The 21,968-nt window shown below is 57.7% G+C and carries 18 protein-coding genes; 17 read left to right on the top strand and 1 reads right to left on the bottom strand.

The window, feature by feature from the left end; all coding sequences use genetic code 11:
- Nucleotides 1–4: 4 nt before the first annotated feature.
- The 12 genes from MARLIPOL_RS14520 (at nt 5) to lpxC (ending at nt 14,466) form a co-directional block, all read left to right on the top strand.
- Entirely contained in the window at nt 5–1,489 is a 1,485-nt protein-coding gene (locus MARLIPOL_RS14520) for a UDP-N-acetylmuramoyl-L-alanyl-D-glutamate--2,6-diaminopimelate ligase (protein WP_012138985.1), read from the top strand.
- Complete coding sequence (locus MARLIPOL_RS14515) at nt 1,486–2,877, top strand: UDP-N-acetylmuramoyl-tripeptide--D-alanyl-D-alanine ligase (RefSeq protein ID WP_012138984.1); 1,392 nt, start codon at nt 1,486–1,488, stop codon at nt 2,875–2,877. The genes MARLIPOL_RS14520 and MARLIPOL_RS14515 overlap by 4 nt, the downstream gene beginning before the upstream one ends.
- Nucleotides 2,862–3,947, top strand: a complete 1,086-nt coding sequence (gene mraY / locus MARLIPOL_RS14510) for a phospho-N-acetylmuramoyl-pentapeptide-transferase (protein ID WP_012138983.1) — start codon at nt 2,862–2,864, stop codon at nt 3,945–3,947. The genes MARLIPOL_RS14515 and mraY overlap by 16 nt, the downstream gene beginning before the upstream one ends.
- Nucleotides 3,948–3,962: 15 nt before the next feature.
- Entirely contained in the window at nt 3,963–5,303 is a 1,341-nt protein-coding gene (gene murD / locus MARLIPOL_RS14505; protein ID WP_012138982.1) for a UDP-N-acetylmuramoyl-L-alanine--D-glutamate ligase, read from the top strand.
- Nucleotides 5,303–6,502, top strand: a complete 1,200-nt coding sequence (ftsW, locus tag MARLIPOL_RS14500; protein WP_012138981.1) for a putative lipid II flippase FtsW — start codon at nt 5,303–5,305, stop codon at nt 6,500–6,502. Before murD ends, ftsW begins: the two co-directional genes overlap by 1 nt.
- A complete protein-coding gene (gene murG, locus MARLIPOL_RS14495) occupies nt 6,495–7,580 on the top strand; it encodes an undecaprenyldiphospho-muramoylpentapeptide beta-N-acetylglucosaminyltransferase (protein WP_012138980.1) in 1,086 nt (361 codons plus the stop codon). The genes ftsW and murG overlap by 8 nt, the downstream gene beginning before the upstream one ends.
- Entirely contained in the window at nt 7,573–9,018 is a 1,446-nt protein-coding gene (gene murC / locus MARLIPOL_RS14490) for a UDP-N-acetylmuramate--L-alanine ligase (protein ID WP_012138979.1), read from the top strand. Before murG ends, murC begins: the two co-directional genes overlap by 8 nt.
- 10 nt (nt 9,019–9,028) lie before the next feature.
- Complete coding sequence (locus MARLIPOL_RS14485) at nt 9,029–9,985, top strand: D-alanine--D-alanine ligase (RefSeq protein WP_051123157.1); 957 nt, start codon at nt 9,029–9,031, stop codon at nt 9,983–9,985.
- Nucleotides 9,978–10,820: a cell division protein FtsQ/DivIB gene (locus MARLIPOL_RS14480; protein ID WP_036191724.1), complete on the top strand. Its 843-nt coding sequence runs from the start codon at nt 9,978–9,980 to the stop codon at nt 10,818–10,820. Before MARLIPOL_RS14485 ends, MARLIPOL_RS14480 begins: the two co-directional genes overlap by 8 nt.
- A 36-nt stretch (nt 10,821–10,856) precedes the next feature.
- A complete protein-coding gene (ftsA, locus tag MARLIPOL_RS14475) occupies nt 10,857–12,092 on the top strand; it encodes a cell division protein FtsA (protein ID WP_012138976.1) in 1,236 nt (411 codons plus the stop codon).
- Nucleotides 12,093–12,194: 102 nt separating this feature from the next.
- On the top strand, nt 12,195–13,352 hold the full coding sequence (gene ftsZ, locus MARLIPOL_RS14470; protein ID WP_012138975.1) for a cell division protein FtsZ: 1,158 nt from the start codon (nt 12,195–12,197) through the stop codon (nt 13,350–13,352).
- 196 nt (nt 13,353–13,548) lie between these two features.
- Nucleotides 13,549–14,466: a UDP-3-O-acyl-N-acetylglucosamine deacetylase gene (gene lpxC / locus MARLIPOL_RS14465; protein ID WP_012138974.1), complete on the top strand. Its 918-nt coding sequence runs from the start codon at nt 13,549–13,551 to the stop codon at nt 14,464–14,466.
- 11 nt (nt 14,467–14,477) lie between these two features.
- On the opposite strand, the gene MARLIPOL_RS14460 is transcribed toward lpxC, so the two are convergent.
- A complete protein-coding gene (locus MARLIPOL_RS14460) occupies nt 14,478–14,924 on the bottom strand; it encodes a DciA family protein (RefSeq protein ID WP_012138973.1) in 447 nt (148 codons plus the stop codon).
- 212 nt (nt 14,925–15,136) lie between these two features.
- Between MARLIPOL_RS14460 and MARLIPOL_RS14455 the strand changes: the two genes are divergently transcribed.
- The 5 genes from MARLIPOL_RS14455 (at nt 15,137) to moaC (ending at nt 21,900) form a co-directional block, all read left to right on the top strand.
- Nucleotides 15,137–16,093, top strand: a complete 957-nt coding sequence (locus tag MARLIPOL_RS14455) for a M23 family metallopeptidase (RefSeq protein WP_012138972.1) — start codon at nt 15,137–15,139, stop codon at nt 16,091–16,093.
- Nucleotides 16,094–16,288: 195 nt separating this feature from the next.
- On the top strand, nt 16,289–19,027 hold the full coding sequence (gene secA / locus MARLIPOL_RS14450; RefSeq protein ID WP_012138971.1) for a preprotein translocase subunit SecA: 2,739 nt from the start codon (nt 16,289–16,291) through the stop codon (nt 19,025–19,027).
- 107 nt (nt 19,028–19,134) lie between these two features.
- On the top strand, nt 19,135–20,352 hold the full coding sequence (gene argJ / locus MARLIPOL_RS14445) for a bifunctional glutamate N-acetyltransferase/amino-acid acetyltransferase ArgJ (RefSeq protein WP_012138970.1): 1,218 nt from the start codon (nt 19,135–19,137) through the stop codon (nt 20,350–20,352).
- 3 nt (nt 20,353–20,355) lie between these two features.
- Nucleotides 20,356–21,312 (top strand): Nudix family hydrolase, encoded by a 957-nt coding sequence (locus MARLIPOL_RS14440; RefSeq protein ID WP_012138969.1) that lies wholly within the window; start codon nt 20,356–20,358, stop codon nt 21,310–21,312.
- A 99-nt stretch (nt 21,313–21,411) separates the two neighbouring features.
- On the top strand, nt 21,412–21,900 hold the full coding sequence (moaC, locus tag MARLIPOL_RS14435; RefSeq protein WP_012138967.1) for a cyclic pyranopterin monophosphate synthase MoaC: 489 nt from the start codon (nt 21,412–21,414) through the stop codon (nt 21,898–21,900).
- Nucleotides 21,901–21,968: the final 68 nt, after the last annotated feature.

Raw genomic sequence — 21,968 nt, 5'->3', positions numbered from 1 at the left:
GGTTATGTGTATCACATCACTCAGCACATTGTTACAGGGTATAGCGCCGGTGCCGTCCGTTTTTGACGTGACGATACACGGTTTGCAGACGGACAGCCGGCAGGTGACGTCGGGGGATGCGTTCATCGCTCTGGCGGGCAGTCGAACGACCGCGGACCACTATGTGGATCAGGCGGTGGCCGCCGGTGCCACCGTCATTATTCTTGAGGCCGATGAGCCCGGGGAATGTCGGGAACACCGCGGCGCACTCATTGTGCCGGTTGTTGGGCTGCGAAGTAAGCTGGGAAAGATCGCTGATCGATTTTTCGAGCATCCCTCTCAGCGCTTGCGACTGATCGGAGTAACTGGAACCAATGGTAAAACGTCGGTCAGTCACTATATCGCACAGCTGTTGCAGCAGACCGGCACCCCGTGCGGGTTGTTGGGTACCCTGGGCTATGGCATGCCAGGCGCGCTGCAGGTGGCTTCCCACACGACGCCGGATGTGGTTCAGGTCAATCGAGTTCTGTCACGGATATTGAAACAGGGTGGGCGCGCAGCGGCGATGGAGGTGTCATCTCATGCGCTGGATCAGGGCAGGATTGACCGCCTCACGATGACGGGAGCGGTGTTTACCAACCTGACCCGGGACCACCTCGATTACCACGGCTCAATGGAATCCTATGGAGCGGCCAAGGCGAGGCTTTTTGAACGCGAGGAACTGCACTACGCGGTTGTGAATTTCGATGATCCGTTCGGACGTCAGCTGTATGACCAACTCGAGGGCAAATGCGACCGGGTACGCTATAGCCTCCACGAGGCCCAGACTGAGCTGTGGCTGACCGGGTTCGAACCGACCCTTCACGGCTTTACCGCATCCGTGGATGGCGAGTGGGGCGCGTTCGACGTCAATGTACCGTTGATGGGGAGCTTCAATGCCAGCAACGTACTGGCATCCATGGCCGCTGTATTGAGCCTGGGCGTACCGGTTGAGCGCGTACAGAGAGCTGTCGAGACTTTACAGCCGCCGCCTGGCCGCCTGGAACCGTTTTCTGGTGCCAATGGCGTAAGGGTCGTGGTGGATTATGCTCACACTCCGGATGCACTGGCGAATGCATTGGCGGCGCTGAAGCCCCATGTCACGGGGCGCCTGTTTTGTGTGTTCGGTTGCGGTGGTGATCGTGATAGTGGCAAGCGCCCGGAAATGGCCGTGGAGGCCGAAAAAGCGGCTGATGTCGTTGTTGTGACTGACGACAACCCCCGGGGCGAGCATCCGGACGCGATCGCCAGGGAAATCTGCAGTGGATTTGAGAACCCGGATCAGGTCGCGGTGATTCACGACCGTGCCGAGGCGATTGCCCGCACCATACGGCAGGCGGGCGAAGGCGACATAGTGCTGATCGCTGGCAAGGGCCATGAGACCTATCAGGAAACGGCAGGCCAGCGCGTGCACTTCAGTGATGCAGAGCAGGTTCAGCACATCCTGCAACTCAATGGAGGTGTGGCATGATGCGCGCCTTCTCGCTGGCTGACGCTGTCGCATGGACCGGGGGGCAGTGTCGCTTTGGAGATGCAGTCCAGCGAACTTTCTCGGGTGTGTCTACCGATACCCGCAAGATCGGTCGCGGGGATCTGTTTGTGGCATTGCGGGGCGACAACTTTGACGGACACCAGTTCCTGGCGAAGGCCAGGGAGTCGGGAGCCGTTGGAGCCATTGTGGATACCGAAGACACGTCGGTGGACCTTCCCCAGATGGTTGTCAGCGACACTGTTGATGCGCTGGCACAACTCGCTGCTGGCAACAGGAATGAGAGCCAGGCCCGTTTCGTGGCTATTACCGGCAGCAGTGGTAAAACCACGGTCCGGGAGATGGTCGCGTCCATTCTGACGCAGATGGGCTCCACGCTTTCGACGGAAGGCAACTTGAACAATCACATTGGTGTTCCACTGACCCTGTTCCGGCTGGAAAAGGGGCACCGCTTTGCCGCCATTGAGCTGGGGGCCAGCGGTCTGGGAGAAATCGCCCATACCGTCGCCATTACCCGGCCGGACGTGGCCATCCTGACCAATGCAGGCCAGGCGCACCTGGAGGGGTTTGGCAGTTACGAGAACATCGTCCAGGCCAAAGGCGAGATTATTGATGGCGTTGGCGCCAACGGGCTGGTTGTCCTTAATGGTGACGACCCTGCTTTTGGCATCTGGCGGCAGCGGGCTGGCGGGCGGAAGGTGACTGCAGTCAGCGGTAAGGCCGGCGGTCCGGCAGATTATTATCCCTCGGCAGTCAGCGTTGATATCCATGGACAAAGTTTCATCGCACACGGACCCGATGACTGGCAGTGTAGCGTCCAGCTGGCGTTGAGCGGTGAACACAACATCACTAACGCGCTTCTGGCTATTGCGGCTACCCGTGAGCTCGGTGCAACGCATGAGGCCATCCAGCAAGGCTTGCAGGCCCTGGCCGCCGTTAAAGGTCGTTTGCAGATGATTGAGTTGTCTGCGGAGCTGGTGCTGATTGATGACAGCTACAACGCCAACCCGTCGTCCATGAAGGCCGCCATTGGTGTGCTCGCAGCAAGGCCCGGGATTCGGGCGGCAGTGCTTGGCGCTATGGCAGAACTCGGGCCCGATAGCCGGGCGTTGCATCGTGAAGTGGGCGTTTGTGCCCGTGAGCAGGGAGTAGAGCGCCTGTTGGTCGTTGGGCCGGGGTGTGAAGGTTATATAGAAGGTTTTGGGCAGTCCGCCGAGGTGTGTGCTTCCCACGAAGACGCCGTGGACCGTCTGTTAGCCGGCCCGCAGTTTCCGATGACCATTCTGGTCAAGGGTTCTCGCAGTTCCGCCATGGATCGCGTGGTGGAGGGAATGAAAGAAAAGGTGAATAACTCATGCTGCTCTGGCTGACAGAGATTCTATCGCAACATTTTACAGCCCTGACGGTGTTTCAGTACCTGACATTGCGTGGGATTCTGGGCACGTTGACCGCTCTGGCAATCTCATTGCTTATTGGTCCGGTGATGATTCGCAAGCTGAGTCAGTACCAGATTGGTCAATCGGTACGTGATGATGGTCCGCAGACGCACTTGAGCAAGGCCGGGACGCCAACAATGGGGGGCGCGCTGATCCTGGTTGCCATTGGTGTCAGTACGTTGCTGTGGGCGGATCTCGGCAATCGCTATGTATGGGTGACAATTCTGGTGACCCTGCTGTTTGGCGCGATTGGTTGGGTGGATGACTACCGCAAAGTTGTTGAGCGTAATCCGCGGGGGCTTCCGGCTCGCTGGAAATACTTCTGGCAATCCCTGATCGGCGCGGCAGCTGCGATGGTGCTGTTCTTCAGTTCTTCACTGCCGCAGGAAACGTCGCTGTATTTGCCATTCTTCAAGAATGTATCGCTGACTCTTGGACCGGTGATTTTCATTTTACTGACGTATTTCGTGATCGTGGGGAGCAGCAATGCGGTCAATCTGACCGATGGGTTGGATGGGCTGGCGATTATGCCAACCGTGATGGTGGCGGGTGCGCTCGGTTTGTTTGCCTACCTGTCTGGTCACGCCCAGTTTGCCGATTACCTGCTCATCCCCCATCTGCCGGGAACCGGCGAGTTGATTGTGTTCTGTGGTGCCCTGGTTGGCGCCGGCCTCGGCTTTCTCTGGTTCAACACCTATCCGGCTCAAGTATTCATGGGGGATGTGGGCGCGCTGGCACTGGGCGCAGCCTTGGGCGTTGTGGCTGTGATCGTCCGCCAGGAGATTGTCCTGTTTATCATGGGTGGCGTGTTCGTCATGGAAACCATCTCGGTCATCCTGCAAGTGGCGTCATACCGGTTAACCGGGCGGAGAATTTTCCGCATGGCACCGTTGCACCACCATTTCGAATTGAAGGGCTGGCCTGAACCGCGAGTCATCGTGCGGTTCTGGGTGGTTACCGTGGTTCTGGTTCTGATTGGCCTTGCCAGTCTGAAATTGCGATAGGGGAATGGCGTCTCTATGAGTGTCATCGTGTCAGATCGTCGCACATTGGTCGTGGGGCTCGGTAAGACCGGGCTTTCCTGCGTGCGCTATCTGTGCGCCCAGGGGCGGGAGATCGCCGTGGCTGACAGCCGGGAAAACCCGCCAGGGCTGGATGAGCTCAAATCCGGCTGGCCGGATGTTCCGGTACATACCGGGCCGTTTGACAGCGAGCTTTTTGCCACCTTTAACGAGCTTATCGTCAGCCCGGGCGTCAGCGTTGAAATACCCGCCATTCGCGCTGCAGTAGCCAAAGGTGCGCAGGTACGCGGGGATATCGACCTGTTCGCGCAAGCGGCAGATGCCCCCATCGTTGCGATTACGGGATCCAACGGTAAAACCACAGTGACCACGCTGGTGGGTGATATGGCGCGTGCTGCAGGTCGCAGGGTCGAAGTGGGCGGCAACATTGGCACGCCGGCTCTCGATCTTCTGGGGCGAGACGCCGATTTATATGTCCTGGAGCTTTCCAGCTTCCAACTGGAAACCACGGAAGAGCTCAACGCCCTGGCGGCTACGGTGCTCAATGTCAGCGACGATCATATGGACCGGTATCCGTCCAAGATGGAGTATTTCCAGGCCAAACAACGGATTTTCCGTGGTTGCAAGAACGCCATTGTGAATCTGGATGATGCGCTGAGTACACCCATGGCGCGGGATAACCTCCGGTTCCTGTGTTTTGGCTTTCACCGCGTGAATCCGGACACCTTCAGCACCCGCGAAGACGACCAGGGCACCTGGATTACTTTCGGATTTGACAATCTGTTGCTGGCGGAAGATCTCAAACTTCTTGGCCGCCACAACATCAGTAACGTCATGGCGGCGCTGGCACTGGGTCAGGCGGCAGGGTTGCCGATGGAGACGATGCTGTCGGTTGTCAGGGAGTTCCGGGGCCTGCCGCATCGCTGCGAATTCATACGCCGGGTCAACGATGTGGATTATATCAATGACTCCAAGGGCACCAACGTTGGCGCAACCGTCGCCGCCATTGAGAGCCTGGTCCCGGCCAGCGGCAAGATTGTTCTGATTGCGGGCGGCGATAGCAAGGGCGCTGATTTCTCGCCACTTGAAGCTCCGGTTACCCTGCATTGCCGCGCAGTTGTACTGATCGGCCGGGATGCCAACCGCATTGCGGACAACATTGGTACGGCCGCCCCGGTCTCTAACGCACAAACGATGGCGGAGGCGGTCGCTCAGGCGGCAAGCCTGGCGCAGCCCGGTGACCGGGTATTGTTATCCCCTGCCTGCGCGAGTTTTGACATGTTCCGTGATTACAGTGACCGCGGTGACCAGTTCCGGCAACAGGTGGAGGGGTTGTGATGCAAGCCAGGCTCACTCTCCCGAATCAGCAGCAACTGCTCAGCGAATTGCGGCCATTGCCGTTGCTGATCATCAGCTCGGTATCCCTGCTGGTCATGGGGGTGGTCATGATTTCCTCTGCTTCCATGGACATGGCCGCGGAAACGGTGGGTAACAGTTACCACTATGTTATCCGGCAGCTGATATTTGCCGGGATCGGATGTTTTCTGGCCCTTGTCGCTGTGAACGTACCGGTCTCCTGGTGGGAGCGAAGCGGTTGGCTGCTGCTCGGTGTCGGTTTGCTGGTGTTGATACTGGTATTGACTCCGCTGGGGCGAACCGTTAACGGCTCTACTCGCTGGATCCCATTCGGGTTGTTCAATGTCCAGGTATCGGAAGTCGCCAAGTTATGTCTGATTGCGTACCTGGCGGGGTATGTGGTTCGTCGCCGTGAGGAGCTGCTCAACACCTGGCCGGGATTTCTCAAGCCACTGGTCGTGCTTGGTTTTGCTTCCATGTTGCTGGTGATTCAGCCGGATTTCGGTGCAACCGTGGTGCTGGTGACGGCGGCTGCGGGAATGATATTCCTGAGTGGTGTCAAGCTGACCCGGTTTATGCCGCTCATAGGGATTCTGGTGGGACTGGGCGTGATACTGGTCACAACGCAGCCATACCGTCTCAAGCGAGTTGTCAGCTACCTCGATCCCTGGAAGGACCAGTTCGACAGTGGCTATCAGCTCACCCAGTCCCTGATTGCCTTTGGGCGCGGTGAGTGGGCGGGTGTCGGATTGGGCAACTCCATACAGAAGCTGTTCTATCTGCCCGAGGCACACACTGACTTTATTTTCGCCATTATTGCCGAGGAGTTCGGGCTGCTGGGCTCGTTGATCGTGCTGGCGATGTTTGCGGTACTGGTAATAACCGGCTTTGTGATCGCCCGTCGCGCTGAGTTGGCCAACATGCCGTTTGCTGCCTGCTTTTCGTATGGCATCACATTACTCATCGGTTTACAGGCAGGGATCAATATGTCCGTTAGCACCGGCTTGCTCCCGACCAAGGGGCTGACTCTGCCACTGGTCAGTTACGGCGGATCAAGCCTGATGATCACCTGCATTTCCCTCGGTATTCTGGCGCGCGTGGAAATGGAGCGCCTCGACCGGGCACGGTTGGAGCAGGAGAAAACCGGGAAAAAGGTCAGAGGAGGCGCTGTGTATGAGTGACAAGCGTCGTTTTCTGATGATGGCTGGCGGCACTGGCGGGCATGTGTTCCCTGCGCTGGCGACCGCCCGTGCCCTGCAGGAGAAAGGGCACGAGGTGTTCTGGCTTGGTTCTGCCGGCGGCATGGAAGAGCGCCTGATCGGAGAGACGGATATTCTGCTCTCCCTCATCCATATCTCTGGATTGCGGGGTAAAGGCAAGTTGGCCTTGTTGCTGGCACCGTTCCGCCTGATGCGGGGGCTTGGTGAGGCCTTTTCTGTGGTCCGCAAAATCCGGCCCGATTGTGTGGTGGGCATGGGAGGCTTCGTGACCGGTCCGGGCGGTGTTGCCGCCTGGCTGAATCGGATCCCGTTGGTGGTACATGAACAGAATGCCGTGGCAGGTATGACCAACCGGATTCTTGTGCGTTTTGCGGAAACGGTTCTGGAGGCTTTCCCGGGCAGTTTCGGCGCCAGGGTGGTGACTCGTTGTACCGGAAATCCGGTGCGTCAGGACCTGGCCGAACTGGCGGTACCGGAAGAGCGCATGGCGGACCGGGAAGGGCCGCTGCGTCTGCTGGTCGTCGGCGGCAGCCTTGGGGCTCAGGTTTTCAATCAACAGGTTCCTGAAGCGCTGGCGAAACTCGCGGAAGGCGATCGGCCAGTGGTGCGCCATCAGTGTGGCGAAAAAAATGTGGAAGCCGCTCGTAATGCCTACGAGCATCAGGGTATAGAGGCATCCGTGGAGCCGTTTATCAGGGACATGGCGGAAGCCTACAGCTGGGCGGACCTTGTGGTGTGTCGCTCCGGAGCCCTGACGGTATCCGAGCTTTGCGTGGCGGGACTGGGAGCGATCCTCGTGCCATTCCCCCATGCCGTGGATGATCACCAGACCATGAACGGCCAGCAGATGGTAAACGCCCAGGCTGCGGTTCTGGTACCGCAATCGAAACTGAACCCCGAATCGCTGGCAGAGACACTGCGGGACATGGTCAGAGACCGGTCCCGGGTATTGAACATGGCGAAGGCAGCGAGATCGCTGGCTCGCCCGGATGCAACGGAGAGAGTCGTGAATTATTGTCTGGAGGCCGCCAATGGCTGATGCAACCAATCCGCCGCTGGTCTATCAGGTGCCGGAAATGCGCCGTATTCGCCATATTCACTTTGTGGGTATTGGTGGTGCCGGCATGAGTGGTATTGCCGAAGTTCTCAAGAACCAGGGATACGACGTCTCCGGCTCCGACATTCGTGAAGGTGCGGTAACGGATCGCCTGAAGGCCATGGGAGTAGAAGTACACATCGGCCACCGGGAAGAGAACAGTGCCAAGGCCGATGTGGTGGTGGTATCCACCGCCGTTTCCGGCGATAACCCGGAGGTAGCGTCGGCTCGTAACCGACGGGTACCCATCGTTCCCCGGGCCGAGATGTTGGCGGAAATCATGCGCTATCGCCACGGCATAGCCGTAGCCGGCACCCACGGTAAGACCACAACGACCAGTCTGATCGCATCAGTACTGGGTGAGGCCGGGCTTGATCCCACGTTTGTGATCGGCGGAAAGCTGAACAGTGCCGGCACCAACGCGCAATTGGGCGGATCCAGGTACCTGGTGGCGGAGGCGGATGAAAGCGATGCTTCATTCCTTCACCTGACTCCGGTCATTTCCGTGGTGACCAATATTGAAGCCGATCATATGGATACCTATGGCGGTGATGTTGAGCGGCTGAAGCAGACGTTTGTGGACTTTCTCCACAACCTGCCTTTCTACGGCGTGGCGGTGATGTGCGTGGATGACGGCTACGTGCGTGAAGTAATTCCACGTATTTCCCGCGCGATTATCACCTATGGCATTGATAACCCCGATGCGGATTATCGAGCAGAACAGATCAGCTCCGACGGTCTACGCACCCATTTCCTGGTCCGTCGACCGGGTGGCCGCAAGGACTTGCAGGTAGAGCTCAAGATGCCGGGGCGTCACAACGTACTCAACGCGTTGGCGGCGATTGCCGTGGCCACCGATGAAGGTGTCGACGACGATGCCATTTGCCGGGGGCTGGCCGGGTTTGCCGGCGTAGGTCGTCGCTTCCAGGTCTACGGAGACTACCAGACCCCCAACGGCACCATCACCCTGGTGGACGATTACGGTCATCACCCGACCGAAGTGGAAGCGGTCATCCGCGCGGCACACGATGCTTGGCCGGATCGAAGGCTGGTCATGTTGTATCAGCCCCATCGCTTTACCCGTACGCGGGATCTGTATGAAGACTTCGTGCGGGTGCTTTCGGAAGTGGACGGACTGTTGCTGATGGACGTGTACTCGGCTGGCGAGCCAGCCATACCGGGTGCCGATGGGCGGGCTCTGTGCCGAAGCATTCGTCAGCGCGGGAATGTAGAGCCGGTGTTTGTCGAAGACAACAACGAAATTGAACGATTGCTGGCCAATACGCTGCGTGATGGGGATCTGCTGATTACCCAGGGTGCAGGGGATATTGGTGGCGTTGCTGCGCGCCTGGCGGCGGCGGGAGTGATTGCCAGTGAGTGATGCAAAGCGCATGGATACACAGGGTTATCAGGCGCCACCGGAGACGGTCCGGGCGCTCGGTCGAGTGGCTGTGTTCATGGGTGGTGATTCGGCGGAGCGTGAGGTTTCCCTGAAAAGCGGTCACGCGGTATTGGCCGCGTTGCAGTCGGCAGGCGTGGATGCCTATGGCGTGGATGTTCAGGGCTGTCTGTTGCGCACTGTGGACAACCCGGAATTCGACCGGGTGTTCATTGCGCTTCACGGACGTGGAGGCGAGGACGGGACACTCCAGGCGATCCTGTCCCAAGCCGGAATTCCGTACACCGGCAGTGAAATGCTGGCGTCTGCGCTTGCCATGGACAAGCTGCGAACCAAGTACGTGTTTGAAGGCTGTGGTCTGCCCACGCCCCGATTCCGGGCTATGGGCGCGGTGAATGAGGCAGATGACATACTCCGTGACCTGTCACTACCGCTGAGCGTCAAGCCTTCCCGTGAAGGATCGAGTATAGGTATTCGCAAGGTGACCAGTCGCGAAGAACTCGTTGAGGCCTACCAGGAAGCCAGTGCCCTGGATTCGCTGGTGTTGGTGGAGGAGTGGATCGAGGGTCCGGAATTTACCGTTAGCCTGCTGCAGGACCAGGCGTTGCCGGCCATCGGACTGAGTACCGATCACGTGTTCTACGACTACGAGGCGAAATATCTGGCGGATGATACCAATTACCGCATTCCCTGTGGTCTGGATCCGGACACGGAACTGGAGTTGCAGCACCTGGCACTGGACGCATTCCGGGTCATTGGCTGCCGTACCTGGGGCCGGGTGGACATCATGCAGGATCGTGACGGCGGTTTCTGGTTGCTGGAAGTGAATACCGTTCCGGGGATGACGGACCACAGCCTGGTGCCAATGGCAGCCAGGGCGGCGGGTATCAGCTTCGAAGAACTGGTGGTACGGATTCTCAAGGACACACTGGAGGATGGCCATGCTTGACAACCTTCTGATCCGGACTCGGGCGATACCGCCCGACCCCCCTCGTCGGCGCGGGGCAACGACCCTGGGGCCAGAGCGGCAACGGTTCGGATTGTTGAAGGCTGTACTGGCGGCTGTGCCCTGGCTGCAAGTTGGTATGGGAGCGGCCATTGTTCTGCTGGCGGCAATGGTGCCGTGGGGTACCAGTCAGGTGTTGAGTGCGATGGATCGTCAGATTCTGGCCATTGATGTGACCGGGACTCTGGTGGGCGAAAACCGCACCGACCTTGAGCGCAAGGCGGGTGACTGGATCGGAAAGAGTTTTTTTGCAACCGATCTGTCTGAGATCAAGAACGAACTGGAGCGGCGTCCCTGGGTAGAGTCGGCGGCGGTTCGTCGACTCTGGCCGGATCGACTCGAGATTGAAATTCGTGAGAAGAAACCGCTGGCTTACTGGAACAGCAATCGCCTGGTAAGTCGCACTGGAGAGCTTTTCTCTCCGGATAACCCGGAAGTGGCCGGCCGTCTGCCAAGGCTGGCGGGGCCCGATGAGCGGGTGAGAGATGTGATAAGCATGGCGCGGACCATGAGCGACACCCTGGCTGGGCATGGGCTTGGCTTTGCCGGCCTGACCCTGGAACAGCGGGGAGCCTGGACACTGAGCCTGGCAAACGGCATCGAGGTCGTTCTGGGTCGTGATCAGGTGGAGGAGCGCTTTGCGCGCTTTCTCACGGTGTATGAAAGCCGGCTGATATCCCGTGCGGACGAGGTCAGTCAGGTGGATGCCCGTTACACCAATGGTGTGGCGGTTAAGTGGAAGTCGGACAAGTTAACCGGCTCCGGATCAAAATCATAGCAACGTCAAATACAGACCTACGGTTTGGTGGAACACATGTCATCGGTTGAAACGGAAAACATGATTGTCGGCCTCGATATCGGAACCTCAAAGGTGGTTGCGATTGTCGGCAAGCGCAAGATGGACGGGACCATTGAGGTAGTGGGCATTGGCTCGCATCCGTCACGGGGGCTGAAACGTGGTGTGGTGGTCAATATCGAAACCACTGTGCAGGCCATCCAGCGCGCAGTGGAAGAGGCCGAACTCATGGCAGGGTGTCGGATTCATTCGGTGTATGCCGGCATCGCCGGCAGCCACATCAAGAGTCTGAACTCCCACGGCATTGTCGCCATCCGTGACCGGGAGGTCACTCAGGCGGACATCGACCGGGTGATTGACGCCGCTCAGGCCGTTGCCATTCCGGCGGACCAGAAGATCCTGCACATCCTGCCGCAGGAATTTGTCATCGACAGCCAGGAAGGTATCAAGGAGCCCATGGGCATGTCCGGCGTGCGCCTGGAAGCCAAGGTTCACCTGGTGACCTGTGCGGTGAATGCTGCCCAGAACATCGAAAAATGTGTGAAACGCTGCGGCCTGGAGGTGGATGACATCATCCTTGAGCAGCTGGCTTCGAGCCACGCGATCCTGACCGAAGACGAAAAGGAACTGGGTGTGTGTGTCGTCGATATCGGTGGCGGAACCACCGACATCGCCGTTTTTACAGGCGGTGCGATTCGTCATACGGCAGTGATTCCCATAGCTGGTGATCAGGTTACCAATGACATTGCCATGGCTCTGCGCACGCCGACGCAGAATGCCGAAGAAATCAAGATCAAGTATGCCTGCGCGCTGACCCAGCTGGCCGGTGCGGATGAAACCATCAAGGTGCCCAGCGTGGGAGACCGCGCACCGCGGGATCTGTCACGCCAGGCGCTGGCCGAGGTGGTTGAGCCCCGTTACGAGGAACTGTTTACCCTCGTGCAGTCGGAGTTGCGTCGGTCCGGATTTGAGGACCTGATCCCCGCAGGCATCGTAATTACAGGCGGTTCCTCCACCATGGAAGGGGTGGTGGAGCTGGCTGAAGAAATCTTCCACATGCCGGTTCGCCTGGCCTGTCCGCAGGCAGTCTCCGGCATGACGGAGGTGGTCAACAATCCGATCTACGCCACCGGCGTGGGGTTGTTGATCCATGGTTTCCGCCAGATGGATCTGGGGCGGACACCGGTGCTCAAGGGTGAAGACACACCCTCGCTGTTTGAGCGCATGAAGGCCTGGTTTACCGGTCAGTTCTGACGGGCCGGGCTGGTAGCAAGGCAAGTAACGAAGGTATCTCGAAAACACAATCTCGAACAAACAGCCTGGAAAAGGCTGAAAACAGCACGAAGGAGTAGGGGAATGTTTGAACTCGTCGATAATGTCCAGCAAAACGCTGTCATTAAAGTAGTGGGTGTAGGTGGAGGCGGCGGTAACGCTGTACGCCACATGCTTAACAGTGACATTGAAGGTGTGGAGTTTATCTGCGCCAATACTGATGCACAGGCCCTGACCGACATGGATGCCCGCCAGATCATCCAGCTTGGCGGCAACATCACCAAAGGTCTGGGCGCCGGAGCCAACCCTGAAGTGGGTCGTCAGTCGGCCCTGGAAGACCGTGACCGGGTGGCGGAAGCCATCAAGGGTGCCGATATGGTCTTTATCACTGCCGGCATGGGCGGTGGTACCGGCACTGGTGCAGCGCCGGTCGTTGCAGAGGTTGCCCGCGAGCTGGGTATCCTGACCGTGGCCGTAGTCACCAAGCCATTCCAGTTTGAGGGTGGCAAGCGCATGAGTGTCGCTGAATCCGGCCTGAAAGAGCTGGAGGAGAGCGTTGACTCCCTGATCACCATTCCCAACGAGAAATTGCTGGCGGTCATGGGCAAGAAAACCAGCCTGCTGGATGCGTTCGCAGCAGCCAACGACGTGTTGTTGGGTGCGGTTCAGGGTATTGCCGACCTGATTACCCGTAACGGCATGATCAACGTCGACTTTGCCGACGTGAAAACTGTGATGTCCGAGATGGGCATGGCGATGATGGGCACTGCCCGTGCCACCGGTGAGAACCGTGCCCGTGAAGCGGCCGAAGCCGCGGTACGCAGCCCGCTTCTGGAAGATATCAACCTGCAGGGCGCCAAGGGCATCCTGGTCAATATCACCGCCGGCATGGACCTCAACCTGGGCGAATTCTCCGAGGTTGGCGATATTGTGCGCGAATTCGCATCGGATTCTGCCACTGTTGTTGTGGGCACCGTGATCGATCCGGAAATGACCGACGAACTGAAGGTTACCGTGGTCGCAACAGGCCTCGGTGGTGACCGCGAGAAGCCGACCAAGGTAGTGGACAACACTCGTACCCTGGACGGAACCACAGATTACAATCAGCTTGATCGGCCCGCAGTGCTACGTCGCCGTGCGGTTGCTCATGGTAATGTAGCCATCGACCAGAGCAAGGAAAGCGAAGAACAGGGTGTCGACTATCTCGATATTCCCGCATTCCTTCGCCGTCAGGCTGACTGATAATCTGTTGCAACTAACGGGTGGATACGCAATTCGTTGCGCCGCCTGACGCGCTCTGTGTGCCAGTTCAGCCGAGACGCTGGATGACAATTCGGTAATGCCGGGTTGGTTAAATGGTATTCAGTCTTGTTTTCTGGTATCTTCCGGGCAGAAATTTGCCCAGAATACCGTAAAATTGTGACGGAAATATGTACCGATGATCAGACAACGGACACTTAAAAACACCATCCGTGCCACCGGTGTTGGCTTGCATTCGGGTGAGAAAGTTTATCTGACCCTGAAGCCGGCTCCTGTGGATTCAGGGATCATTTTCCGCCGGACTGACCTCGACCCGATGGTTGAGATCCGGGCTTGTGCGGAGAATGTGGGTGAGACCATGCTGTCCACGACGCTGGTGAAAAACGGTGTCCGTGTGGCAACAATAGAGCACCTGCTGTCGGCCATGGCTGGTCTCGGAATTGATAACTGCTTTGTGGAGCTCAGTGCTGCCGAGGTACCCATTATGGACGGCTCTGCTGGTCCTTTTGTGTTCCTGTTGCAGTCTGCCGGCATTGCCGAGCAGGAAGCCGCCAAGCGTTTTATCCGCATTAAGCGCGAAGTGACCATTGAGGAAGGCGACAAGAAAGCAACCTTCCTGCCGTTTGAAGGCTTCAAGGTCAGCTTCGGGATCGATTTTGATCACCCTGTTTTCAAGGGGCGCGCCCAGACGGCTACTGTTGACTTCTCCAGCACATCCTTTGTGAAGGAAGTCAGTCGCGCTCGCACTTTCGGTTTCATGCGTGATATCGAAAAGCTGCGTGCGATGAATCTGGCGCTGGGTGGCAGTGTGGATAATGCCATCGTGGTTGATGACTACAAGATTCTTAACGAGGATGGTCTCCGTTATGATGACGAGTTCGTCAAGCACAAGGTGCTGGACGCCATCGGCGACCTTTACCTGCTGGGCAACAGCCTGATTGGTGAGTTCCGTGGCATCAAGTCCGGACACGACCTGAATAACAAGCTGCTGCGCAAGCTCAGGGCGGAAGAGGATGCGTGGGAAGTGGTGACCTTCGACGACGAGGCCACTGCCCCGATTTCGTATATGAAACCTGTGCTGGCGGCCCAGGTTTAAAGCTGGATGCTTTAATCCCGGACGTGGCTTGCGAGTTTTTCGAGAACCTCGCGTAATTGTTTGTCCTTCGTGTGCCCGGCTTCTTCTTTAAGAAGTCGGGCATTTTCTTTGCTGAGGGGCATTTTTTCCACTTTGGGTTCTTCGCGGAAGCGTGGCGGCGCGACCTTCACCTTCAGTTTCCATACGAAACGGAATAACTCTTCCTTTCGGAGGTTCTCCATAATTTCGTGTTGGCGGAAACGGATTTGACTCGCCGTCCCGGCGGTTTCAGCTGACAGCACGAGCTCGCCCTCCTGGCAACTGACGAATCGTGTGCCGGTCGCCAGGTGCATGGGCAGCGTTCCCAATACTACAGCTTCTGCCTGCTGATGAAGTTCGGCCTTGTTCATCAATTCGCGAAGTACGGGGGCTCTGCGGAAGCTATCCGGGGTGATCTTGGTGTCCGATTTCTTTTTCATGGCCGCAGTTTTTCTCGACGACTCCGGTTACGATTGGTTACACTTCGGCACGGTTTGGAAGCAGTGCCTGTATTACACTCTTTTTACATTGTCTTATGTGTATATGTCCACGGGCGGCTGCGAGTATTTCAACGCGTAGTTGTTGCTAAGGATAGCAGGCCCGGCCAGAACGTCTGAGGCGCAACACTACAGGATCAGGTTGCGGCTCTTCTATGAAACCAGAAGACGATATGAATATAATTTTCGTTGGCAAGCACCACGGCAAATCAAGAGTGGTCGCAATAAATGCCCCGGTCGCAGCCGGTCTGGTGTTGGTTGTTCTTGCTTTGTTGGTATTGGCAGGCTGGTCCGGTTACCGGGTTGCTGTCAGTCAGGCGGAAGCAGCAAAACCTTCACCTTCGGAGTTGGTGGTCGAATGGAAAGCCAAGCTCAAACACCAGAAAACCGAGCTTGCCCAGATAGAGCACAATGTTCAGCGGCAGATTGATGCGCTGACTTTGAGGTTGGGTGAAATGCAGGGCCGTCTGCTACGGCTGGATGCTTTGGGTCAGCGATTCGTTGAGTCCGGCCTGGTGGCCAGCGATGAGTTTAATTTTGATCAGCCGGCCGCGGTGGGTGGTCCGGAAGGTGACGGGCTTTCCGGTGATTCCTATACCGCACCGGAGCTCACGAGCATGATTGATCAGTTGTCGCGGCTCATTGATGATCGGGAACAACAGCTTCGTTTGCTGGATCAGCTGGCTTCCCGCAAGAAGCTTGAAGATGAACTGTTTGTTGAAGGTCGACCGATTACCTGGGGCTGGCTGTCTTCTCGCTACGGGTACCGTTCGGATCCCTTCACGGGTAAGCGCACCTGGCATTCCGGGGTTGACCTGGCCGGCAAGGACGGTAGCGATATTATTGCGGTCGCAGGCGGTGTCGTGACCTACGCCGACAAGCGTTATGGCTATGGCAACCTGGTGGAGGTTGATCATGGCGATGGCCTGGTTACCCGTTATGCTCACGCAAAGTCCGTCAAGGTTGATGTTGGTGATGTTGTGCAGAAGGGGCAGGTCGTCGCGTTAATGGGCAGCACAGGCCGTTCAACCGGTCCTCATGTGCACTTTGAAGTTATCCGTAACGGTAAAGCCGAAAACCCGGAAACCTACATCCAGCGCGCCAGTCGCTGATTCTTCACGACGGGGCCTGTCTTGTGGCCCCGTGTCTTTCGCTTTCAGATCCACTTCCGTAATATCAGGGCGCTACCCCCGGGCAGGGGAGTAATTCGGCCGCAATTCATGCCGGTGTGAGCCCTGCCTTTTGTACTGTCGGCAAATAAGGTTAGAATGCCGGCTTCCTCCGATTAATCAAAGAAGCATTGGTCTATGTTCACAAAGCTTGCAACGAAGATGTTCGGCAGTAAAAACGCCAGAGAAGTGAAGAGAATGCGCAAGGAAGTTATGCGTGTTAACGAACTTGAAGAGCAGTTTGGCCGTTTGTCCGATACCGAGTTGCAAGGCAAGACCGCTGAATTCCGTCGCCGTCTTGATGAAGGGGAAAAGCTTGACGCTCTCCTGCCAGAGGCTTTTGCTACCGTCCGCGAGGCCAGTCGCCGAGTCATGGGTATGCGCCATTACGACGTCCAGTTGATTGGTGGTATTACCCTGCACGAAGGTCACATAGCGGAAATGAAAACCGGTGAGGGTAAAACCCTGGTAGCTACCGCGTCCGTATATCTGAACGCGCTCCCGGGCAAGGGGGTTCATGTGGTCACGGTGAACGATTACCTGGCCCGTCGTGATGCGGAGTGGATGGGCAAGCTGTATCGCTTCCTTGGTCTTCAGGTGGGGGTCGTCGTTGCCGGCCAGGCGCCGGAAGAAAAGCGCACGGCCTACCAGGCGGACATCACCTACGGCACCAATAATGAATTCGGTTTTGACTACCTGCGCGACAACATGGCGTTCAGCACCGAGGATAAGGTTCAGCGTGGCCTTCACTATGCGATAGTCGATGAAGTGGACTCTATCCTGATCGACGAGGCGCGCACTCCGCTGATCATCTCAGGTGCCGCAGAGGACAGTTCCAGGCTTTATCAGGCAATCAACACTCTGATCCCGAACCTGGAAAAAGGTGAGGAGAGTGAAGAGGGGGAGCCCACCGGTGACTTTACGATTGATGAAAAGTCCCGTCAGGTTGAACTCACCGAAGTCGGCCATGAAAAAGTAGAAGAACTGTTACTCGAACGTGGCCTGCTGAAGGACGGGGAGAGCCTCTATTCCGCCGCCAATCTGAGTCTTCTGCATCACGTGCATTCCGCTCTGCGTGCCCATCACCTGTTCCAGAAAGATGTCGACTACATCGTCCAGGGTGATCAGGTGGTTATCGTTGATGAACACACCGGCCGTACCATGCCGGGCCGTCGCTGGAGCGAAGGCCTGCATCAGGCGATTGAAGCCAAGGAAGGGGTGCGCATTCAGGCCGAGAGTCAGACCCTGGCCTCGACCACATTCCAGAACTATTTCCGGTTGTATGAGAAACTTGCCGGCATGACCGGTACCGCCGATACCGAAGCGTTCGAATTTCGCCAGATTTATGGCCTGGACGTGGTGGTCATCCCGCCCAACAAACCGATTCAGCGTATTGATTACAACGACCTGATCTACCTGACACAGGAAGAGAAGTTCCACGCGATCATAGATGAAATCAAGGACGTGACGTCGGAAGGTCGGCCCATTCTGGTAGGCACCGCTTCGATCGAAGCCTCCGAGTTGCTGTCAATGCTGCTCAAGAAGGCACGAATTGAGCACAAGATTCTCAACGCCAAGCAACATGAGAGTGAAGCCCAGATTATTGCCCAGGCCGGTCGCCCGGGTGCGGTAACCATCGCCACTAACATGGCGGGTCGAGGTACGGACATCGTTCTGGGTGGTAATTGGGAGTTTGAGGTCGCGGGTATGGAGAGCCCGACCGAGGAAGAAGTTGCCCGCATCAAGGCGGAATGGACCGAGCGCCACAACCAGGTGCTGGATGCTGGCGGTTTGCATATTGTCGGTACCGAGCGCCACGAATCCCGTCGAATTGATAATCAGCTTCGCGGCCGTGCCGGCCGTCAGGGCGATCCCGGCTCCTCCCGCTTCTTCCTGTCCCTGGAAGATAACCTGATGCGCATCTTTGCTCCGGATCGGGTCAAGAGCCTGATGCAGGCCATGGGGATGAAAAAGGGCGAGGCCATCGAGCACAGGATGGTGACTAACGCTATCGAGAAGTCCCAGCGCAAGGTAGAAGGCCGCAACTTTGATATGCGGAAAACCCTGCTGGAGTATGATGACGTTGCCAATGACCAGCGTACCGTCATTTATGAACAGCGTAACGAAGTTATGTCTTCGGAAGACATTTCCGAGATGATTAACACCATCCGTGAAGACGTCGTGGATTCATTGGTCAGCGAATACATTCCGCCGCAAAGCATGCCGGAGCAGTGGGATGTGCCGGGTCTTGAATCTCAGTTACAGTCGGAAATGGCCATCGACCTGCCAATTCAGAAGTGGCTGGACGAAGACAGCAAGCTCTATGAAGAGAGTCTGCGCCAGAGGATTCTGGATGCCATCGTGGGTGAATACCAGGCCAAGGAAGAGGTAGCCGGCGCCGAGTCCATGCGCAAGTTCGAGAAGCAGGTCTTCCTGCAGGTGCTGGATACACTCTGGAAAGAGCACCTGTCCAACATGGATCACCTGCGCCGTGGTATCCATCTGCGCGGTTATGCCCAGAAAAATCCAAAGCAGGAATACAAGCGTGAGGCCTTCAACCTGTTTGAGACCATGCTTGAGACCATGAAACGGGATGTTACCCGGGTATTGTGCCACGTGCGTGTCCAGAGCCGTGAGGAGATGGAAGAGGTCGAGCGTCGTCGCAAGCAGGAGTTGGAGCAGGAGCTGGCCCGGGCCAAGTTGCAGCACGATGAGACCAGCGCCACTGCGCAGAAACAGAACGAAGAAAGCCGGGAGGGCAACCCGCAGGGAACACCGGAAACCTTCGTCCGACAGGAGCGAAAGGTGGGGCGAAACGAGCCCTGTCCCTGCGGGTCCGGTAAGAAGTACAAACAGTGTTGCGGTAAGGTCAGCTAATACCTGGCAACAACACAGTGAACCAGATGACCCGCACCTGACGCTGTCAGGCTGCGGGTTTTTTGTTAAACAGTTATGGATTTCTGATCAGTTTAAGGAGAGGCAGCATGGCGGTAGGTCCCGGTACCTTGCCCGAATTTTTCCCGATCCCCGGTGTCAGGCTTGGCATTGGCAGCGCAGGCATCAAGAAGCCGGGACGCAAGGACCTGGTGGTCTTTGAGCTGGCCCCGGAGAGTCGTGTGGCCGGCATATTTACCCAGAACCAGTTCTGCGCCGCTCCGGTCAACGTGAGCCGCCAGCATCTTGCCCAGCGTGCGCCACGATACCTGCTGATCAATACCGGAAATGCCAACGCCGGTACTGGTGAGCAAGGCATGAAAGACGCACTGAGCTGTTGTCAGGCTTTGGCGAGCGCTGCGGGGGTTGATGCCACAGAGGTGCTGCCATTCTCGACTGGTGTCATCGGAGAGCCGTTGCCGGTGGACAAGATCGTCTCCGCGTTGCCTGCTGTCGTAGCCGACACCGATATGGGGCGCTGGGCGGAGGCGGCATCCGGCATCATGACCACCGACACGCGTCCCAAGGGGGCTTCCTGTCAGGTAAATCTGGACGGTCACACGGTATCGATCTCCGGCATCAGTAAGGGGGCCGGGATGATTCGCCCTAATATGGCCACCATGCTGGGCTTTATTGCCACCGATGCCAATATTGCACCGGATGTGCTGACGGCCCTGGCTTCGGAATTGGGGGAGGAGTCCTTCAACCGCATCACCATTGATGGTGATACCTCCACGAACGACGCCTGTATGCTGATTGCCAGCGGCCAATACAGCGGTCCGGAAATCACATCGGACAGCCCGTTGCTGCCGACGTTGCGTGCGGCGTTGAAGCAGGTATACCTGGATCTGGCCCACGCCATTGTGCGTGACGGTGAAGGTGCCACCAAGTTCGTTACCATCGAGGTAAGTCAGGCGGCCAGTCAGCAAGAGGCTCTGGATGTCGCTTACACTGTCGCTCACTCGCCGCTGGTCAAGACCGCGCTGTTTGCCTCCGATCCCAACTGGGGACGCATTCTTGCAGCGGTTGGTCGCGCCGGAGTAGCGGGACTGGATCTCAATGCTCTGGAAATCTACCTCGGGGACGTCTGTCTTGTTCGCAACGGGGGGCGCGCCGACGATTATTCCGAAGAGCGCGGACAAGCCGTGATGGATCGTGAAGAAATCACCATTGCCATCGATCTCAAGCGGGGCGCGGTCATGGAGCGGGTCTGGACCTGCGATTTTTCTCACGATTACGTCACCATTAACGCAGAATACCGTACCTGAATCATGGCCCTTACCGAGATTCATGTCGCTGTCGCGGTGATTTGCCGCGAGAACCGGGTATTGATCGCGCGTCGACCGGATCATGTCCATCAAGGAGGGCTGCTGGAGTTTCCTGGTGGCAAGGTTGAGCCCGGCGAAACCGTACAGCAGGCCCTGGTTCGGGAGATTCAGGAAGAAACCGGTCTTCAGGTCCCTGTGACCTCGCTGAAGCCGGTTATCGGTATTCGTCATGACTATGGTGACAAGCGGGTCTTTCTTGACGTCTGGCGCACCGACGCGGCCATGGGCGACGCAGAAGGACGGGAGGGCCAGCCTGTAAAATGGCTGGCGGTTGGCGAGCTCAGGGATGACGAGTTTCCGGCCGCTAACCGACCAATTATCCGCGCTCTCAAGCTGCCGTCATGGCTGGCGATTACCGGGGAATACCGGGCGCCCGCGGATATACTGGATCAGTGTCAGGAGGGCATCCGGATGACCCGGCCGGAGCTTGTAATCCTGCGCGCTCCAAAGCTCAACGCTGATGAATACCAGTCGTTGGCCCGTGACCTCGTGATGCAGGGGCGTGACCAGGGCGTAGAGGTCATGCTTCACGGGGCCGTCGACCAGTTGGTCAGGGTGCCTGACGCTGCGGGTGTGCACCTGCCGTGGCGTGAGGCGAGGGCGTTCCAACATCGCCCTGTTCTGGAAACCAAATGGCTGGGAGTGTCGTGCCATAATCAGGCTGAAATCATCCATGCTGAGGCCCTTGGTGCGGATTATATTACTCTCGGGCCCGTGTTGCCGACGCCTTCCCACCCAGGTGCCCCTGCGATGGGTTGGGAGTCTTTTCGTCGACTGGTAGCCGTAGCCACCGTGCCGGTTTACGCCCTTGGCGGACTCACAGCTGAAGATAGTGGCGCCGCGATGAGCCGGGGCGCTCAGGGTGTGGCCGGTATCAGTCTCTGGTGGCCCCGGCTCTGATGATAGTCAGGTCGCCGGGATATCGGCTTCTGTTACCATAGAGTCTCAGGTATTCATTCCAATCGTCGCAACGCCGGATAACCGGCCGCAGGAGAGAGTGTGAGCAAGCTGACCCACCTGGATGAGAAAGGCGAAGCCCGGATGGTGGATGTGTCCGCCAAAGATGTGACCGAGCGGGAAGCGCGAGCCGAAGCGCAAATACGGATGTCTCCCAGGACGCTCGATATGATTGTGGATGGGCAGCATCCCAAGGGCGATGTGTTGGCCGTGGCCCGCATTGCGGGCATTATGGCCGCTAAAAAGACCCATGACCTGATCCCGCTTTGTCATTCGCTGAATCTCTCATCGGTGAAAGTGGAGCTGACACCCGGTGAAGACGGGGCATCCGTACATATCGCAACGTTCTGCAAACTCGCGGGTCAGACGGGAGTCGAGATGGAAGCACTGACGGCCGCCAGTGTTGCCGCTTTGACGCTCTATGATATGTGTAAGGCTGTTGATCGCGGCATGGTTATTGATCAGGTCCGCCTGCTGGAGAAGAAGGGCGGCCGCAGCGGTCACTGGTCTGCATCGCCCACCACATTGTAGGGCTGTCTCAACCTGTCCGACGGGTGCGGCGGTATTGCAGAGACTACGCCAAGAGGGCAGCCACGTGA

This window comes from Marinobacter lipolyticus SM19 (assembly GCF_000397065.2).
GTDB classification, from domain to species: domain Bacteria; phylum Pseudomonadota; class Gammaproteobacteria; order Pseudomonadales; family Oleiphilaceae; genus Marinobacter; species Marinobacter lipolyticus.
This window is presented reverse-complemented; position numbering and strand designations above follow the sequence as displayed.